This is a genomic window from Cobetia sp., from assembly GCF_983723665.1.
On the sequence record NZ_CFDJES010000123.1, the window covers coordinates 1 to 5,101 of the forward strand.

Annotated in this window: 6 protein-coding genes; 5 read left to right on the forward strand and 1 reads right to left on the reverse strand. The window is 64.7% G+C overall.

The annotated features are described in order from the left end of the window. From AC4FAH_RS11620 to AC4FAH_RS11640, 5 genes are all read left to right on the forward strand, one after another. A partial coding sequence (locus AC4FAH_RS11620; protein WP_490246067.1) for a ZIP family metal transporter occupies positions 1-293 on the forward strand: 293 nt, incomplete at its 5' end. 98 nt (positions 294-391) lie between these two features. After that, positions 392-976: an exopolysaccharide biosynthesis protein gene (locus AC4FAH_RS11625; protein ID WP_043335511.1), complete on the forward strand. Its 585-nt coding sequence runs from the start codon at positions 392-394 to the stop codon at positions 974-976. A 300-nt stretch (positions 977-1,276) separates the two neighbouring features. Further along, positions 1,277-1,921 (forward strand): LysE family translocator, encoded by a 645-nt coding sequence (locus AC4FAH_RS11630; protein ID WP_286987319.1) that lies wholly within the window; start codon positions 1,277-1,279, stop codon positions 1,919-1,921. Positions 1,922-1,988: 67 nt separating this feature from the next. Further along, positions 1,989-2,525 carry a hypothetical protein gene (locus tag AC4FAH_RS11635; RefSeq protein ID WP_043335517.1) on the forward strand — a complete coding sequence of 179 codons (537 nt, stop codon included), beginning with the start codon at positions 1,989-1,991 and terminating at the stop codon, positions 2,523-2,525. 113 nt (positions 2,526-2,638) lie between these two features. Next, positions 2,639-3,718: a hypothetical protein gene (locus AC4FAH_RS11640; RefSeq protein WP_288986762.1), complete on the forward strand. Its 1,080-nt coding sequence runs from the start codon at positions 2,639-2,641 to the stop codon at positions 3,716-3,718. A gap of 159 nt (positions 3,719-3,877) precedes the next feature. Here the strand turns inward: AC4FAH_RS11640 and AC4FAH_RS11645 are convergent. After that, on the reverse strand, positions 3,878-5,101 hold a 1,224-nt coding region (locus AC4FAH_RS11645), incomplete at its 5' end, for a transglycosylase SLT domain-containing protein (RefSeq protein ID WP_490246068.1).

Here is a 5,101-nt window from a genome sequence, read left to right on the forward strand (position 1 = left end):
GCTTCAATGCCTATCGTGAGCTGGAAGGGGCCGGGCTGACGGCGCGTCAGGGGCTTGGGGCCTTCGTGCTGCTGTCACTGCTGGGCCCGCTGGCGGCATTGGCCGGCCATCTGTGGCTTGCGGATGCGCCAGGCGTGCTGGGCGGACTGATGGCCTTCGCCGCCGGCGGCATTCTCTATCTCGTCTTCCAGGACATTGCGCCCCAGTCGCGGGTGGCGCATCACTGGTCACCGCCATTGGGCGCCTCGCTGGGGTTCATGATCGGCATGCTGGGCGATCGCCTGGTCGGCTGACGATCAGCTGACGATTCACCGTGGCGGGGCGGCACCAGCTGACTCGCCACGGCTCGAGACCTTCACACCCTCCGTCATCTTCCCGATAGGGAGCTCGCATGAGCAAGCACGCCAATGAAGGCAACCTCACGGGGTTGCTGGAAGAGCTGGACCGCGAGATCGAAGGGGATATCTCGCTGGGCGACATTCTGGAGCACTTCAACTCCCGGGGCTTCGGCCCCTTGCTGGTATTGCCTGCCTTGCTGGTACTGCTGCCGACCGGGGCGATCCCCGGCGTACCAACGACCTGCGCGCTGTTCATCGTGCTGATAGCGGGTCAACTGTTGCTGGGGCGCAAGATGCCGTGGTTGCCACGCCGGCTGGCGCGCTTCAGTTTCGAGCATCAACGCCTGACCCATGGCGTCGAGCGGGCAAGGCCCTGGACGCGACGCCTCGATCGTCTGCTCAAGCCACGCCTGAGCTTCATGACGCGCGGCATTGCCTATCGCGGTATCGCGGCGCTGACCATCCTGCTGGCCACGGCCATGGTGCCGCTGGAGCTGGTACCCTTCGCCGCGGCCTTGCCGGCAGCGACCTTGCTGCTGCTGGGACTGGGGCTGATCGGGGAGGATGGCCTGGTCATCCTGCTGGCCTTGCTGGTGCTGCTGCTGGATATCGCCACGGGGTTCTGGTTGGTAGGTTGAAGGCTGCGTTGGTCGCTCAACAGCGACGCAGCGTATTTTAGGAGTCGAGGCTCATATCCTTGATGACGCGAGATGGCTTCTGGAGGCCATCAGCTGCGGGCTCATGAGAGCGCCTGCGCCGTTGTGTAGCAACGCAGTAAGACAAAAGACTGAAGTGCACCATTCAGAGGCAAACCAGGCTGTCATCTTGGTGTGGATGGCTTTGCAGGCTGGCCGTGCTCGCCTAGACTGGTCGCCTGTTCAGTGCCATGGGGGCACGAATTCGGCTACTGAAGCGGGTCTGTCGCAAGGACGTTCGTCATGTTTGATTTCATCCAGTTCGATGCTGCCTTCTGGTCCTTCGTGGTGGCCATCATCTTGCTGACGGTCACGCCCGGGGTCGACACCCTGCTGGTGATTCGCAATACCTCGCGCGGTGGCCTGCGTGACGGCGTGCTTACCAGTCTCGCTATCTGTGCCGGCCTCTTCGTGCACGCGCTGGTGTCGTCGGCGGGCATCTCGCTGATCCTGTTGCAGTCGGCATGGGCGTTCTCGGCCCTCAAGCTGGTCGGGGCGGGCTATCTGATCTGGTTGGGCATCAAGAGTCTCAAGAGTGCGCGGCGCGCACGCGGGCTGAATGTCGACGTCAGCGTGACACGGCAGCAGGTATCGTGCTGGCTGCCGCTGCGTGAGGGCTTCCTGTCCAATGTGCTCAATCCCAAGACGGTGGTGTTCTACATGGCCTTTCTGCCGCAGTTCATCGCGCCGACCGACCCGGCCGTGCTCAAGTCATTGTGGCTGGCGGGTGTCCACTTCGTGATCGCCAATCTCTGGCAGATCAGCGTGGCGTTGATGGTCGGTGGTGCAGGGCGCTGGCTGGCAAGGCCGCGAGTCGCCTGCTGGATGGAAGGCATCACCGGGTCCGTCATGGTGCTGCTGGGGGCACGGCTGGCGCTAGGCCGCTAGGGATGAGCGGCCACTGCCAACATCGCAACGGAGCGCATGGGATGACGGTTCGTATCCTTGATGACACATGGATCCTGTGACATTGACACTGGCGGCCTTTCTCAAGGTCGTCACGCACCTGGAGGCTCGGGATATCAGTGATGTCTACGATTCCCGCGTACAGCAGGTACGGGTGCTTTACTACGGTTACACCATCGACTTCCGCCACCAGCTGTGGCGCATCGATGATGAATCGGTCTGTGCACATCTGGAAAAGACCGGTACCGCCGTCGAGCAGCGCGAGTGCTCGCGCATGGCCAGCCGACTGTTCGTCGAGACCTGTCATGCCTTGCAGCGCCGGGGGCGGGCGGCGCATATCGACACCCGCACCATGTATTGCAAGGCCGCAGCGACCTTCAAGCCCCGGCGCGACCCCTATGCGGGCATGACGCCGGCAGAGCGCAAGGCGCGCAAGGCGCTGGAAGCGGCGCATCGAGAAGCCGAGCAGGCCTGCAACCGCTACGTGCTGGATGCCCTGTCCTCGAATTCTCTGGAGATCCTGCGTCTGCGGCAACGCTACTGCGACAAGAGCAATCGATTGGCAGCACGGCTCGAACAACAATGATGCCCGGGCCGGTGCTGACGCCTGCCCGAGCCAACGACAGCAGCGGTACAGTGCTGCATTCATGACATGAAGACCGGCCCATCAAGGCTGGCATTGGCAGGGAACGCAATCGGATGAGTCTTTCACATACCCTTCGTCGCCGCCTGGGCGGGTTGAGTGCCGTGGTGCTGGTGGTCGCCGGGATAGCGGCCTGGCTGTACGCCGTCGATGAGGGGCGCTGGGTCGGACGCGTGACCACGCGCCCCGAAACGCTGAATCTCGAGTCGGTGGAGCAGGGCAACCTGCCGGTCAATCAGTTCGTCTCGCTGCGCAATCACTGGGCGGTCTATCGCGAGCACACCGAGACCTTCCGCCTCGATGCCAATGCAGACGGGGGGCGCCGCATCGAGACGCTCTATTATCCGGTCATCTCTGACATGAACCCCTATCTGCTGGAGCTGGCCGGTCTGTCCCGCGCCTTCGGGGGCATCGATGGCATCCCCTCGGAAGAATGGCCGCGCATCGAGCGCATGGGCGTGCTGGTGCGAACCGACTCCGTGCAGAGCCTGGAAAACGTGCCGCCGCTGATCGAGTTCCCCGATGGCCTGTTCGGCACCGTTTTGCACGCCGAGACGGACCTGCCGGGCGATGAGCGCTCCCTGCTGGCCGAGCGCTGGCCCGACATCGATCTGTCGCGTGTGATCATCATCAATGCCGGCCACCGCCCCGGCAATGTCTGGGCGATGATCGTCTATGGCGTGCTGGGCACGCTCTGCTGGGCACTGGCGGTCTGGCTGATGGTGCGACTGATGCGTACACCGCGCGTCACGCGCTCCCAGCCCTTGGCCTATTCCGGCCGAGCGGCATCGGAGCCGGTGGTGTCGCAGGCATACCCGGGCAGCGAGTCTGAAGGCGAGGGGGCGTCTCAGCGCCATGCTGCACAGGTCCATGCGTCTCGCTCCCATGCGGAATCTCAGGCCCATGACGACGCACCACAGCCCCAGGGCGCTCCCGGCAAGCGCCAGGGCTGGCGTGGCAAGGGCAAGGGGAGCGATGAAGGGCGACCCCTGAGCTATGCCGAGGCGCTGGGACGGTATACCCCTCAGCAGAAGCCGCCGTTCGGCAATGGCGTGGCTGCCTCGCGACCGGGAGAAGCCAAGGGCGAGAGCCAGTCCGGGTCCTCGCCCGCCATTCGTCCACGTCGCGATGACTGACTGAACGAATGGCTGAAAGAATGGCTGAAGGGCGCAATGAGCTCTGTCGCCATGGACCATGATGCCATGGGCCCTGATGCCATGGGTCCTGATGCCATGGAAACGAAAACGCCAGCCCCTTGGGGCTGGCGTTTTCGTTGCTGGATGCTGCTGCTCGGCTCAGCGGCGATCCACCAGGGCGGTGGTGTAGCGCTGGCTGACTTCGCGGTCGCTGACCACCTTGACGCCCTCGCTGGTGCCCTTGGCCAGGCTTTCGAAGATCACGCGGTAGGCCAGCACGGCCTTGACGTATTCGCGGGTCTCCTTGAAGGGGATACGCTCGACGAAGCGGTCGTATTCGCCCGGGGTGTCGGCGAGCCAACGATCGACGCGTCCCGGCCCGGCGTTGTAGGCCGCGGCGGCGGCCAGGCGGTTGCCGGAGTAGCGGTCCAGCATCTCGCGGATATAGGTGCTGCCAAGACGGATATTGGTGACCGGATCACCCAGCGCCGCGTTGCTGGGCGTGGGCAGGCCCAGGCCGCGACTGACCTGAGCGGCGGTGCCCGGCATCAGCTGCATCAGGCCGCGTGCGCCCACCGGCGAGGTGGCGGTGGGGTTGAAGGCGCTCTCGCGACGCGCGAGTGCCATCAGCATCCACGGGTCGACGCCGGCATCGGCACCGAAGCGCTGGAAGTCCTGCTGCCAGGCCGGCGGGAAGCGCCAGGAAAGGCCATCCCACAGCTGGCCGCGGATGGTGGCGAAGACGGTCAGGTCATACCATTTCTGCTGCAGTGCATAGGCTGCCAGACGGCGAGCATCGGCGTCATCCGCCTGGGTGACGGCGTTGAACCACTCGGAGCGAGCCAGACCGATCTCGTCGATGTTCATCAGCGCCCTGACACGCTTGACGGCCGGCGTCTCGGCGACCTCGGCCAGTTCCGCGTCGGAGAAGTCCTGGTCATCGCGATTGAGCGAATACGCCTGCCCGATACGGTCGGCGGCCAGGAAGCCGTAGAAGTTGCGCTCGGTCGCGGCGCGCGTCCAGGCGGCGCGTGCTTCCTGCGGGCGGCCCAGGCTGTCATCGGCACGCCCCAGCCAATACTGGTAGCGGGCTTCGTTGCGGAAGCGGTCCGGCATCTTCAACACCCATTCACGCACCTGCGGCCAGTCGCCATCGCGCACCGCGTTGCGCATGCGCAGATCGAACAGCTCCTCGTCATCGAGGATGGTCAGGCGCTGATCGACCCAGCCGCGGTTGTTGGGGATGTCGCGTACCAGTGAATACCAGGCCAGGTCGCGTTCGACGGTGTGGCGCTGCTCATCACTCATCGGCATGTGCGGATTCACCTTGCGCCAGGCTTCCAGCGCGGCCTCGGTGTCGGCACGCACGAAGCCATGCATGGC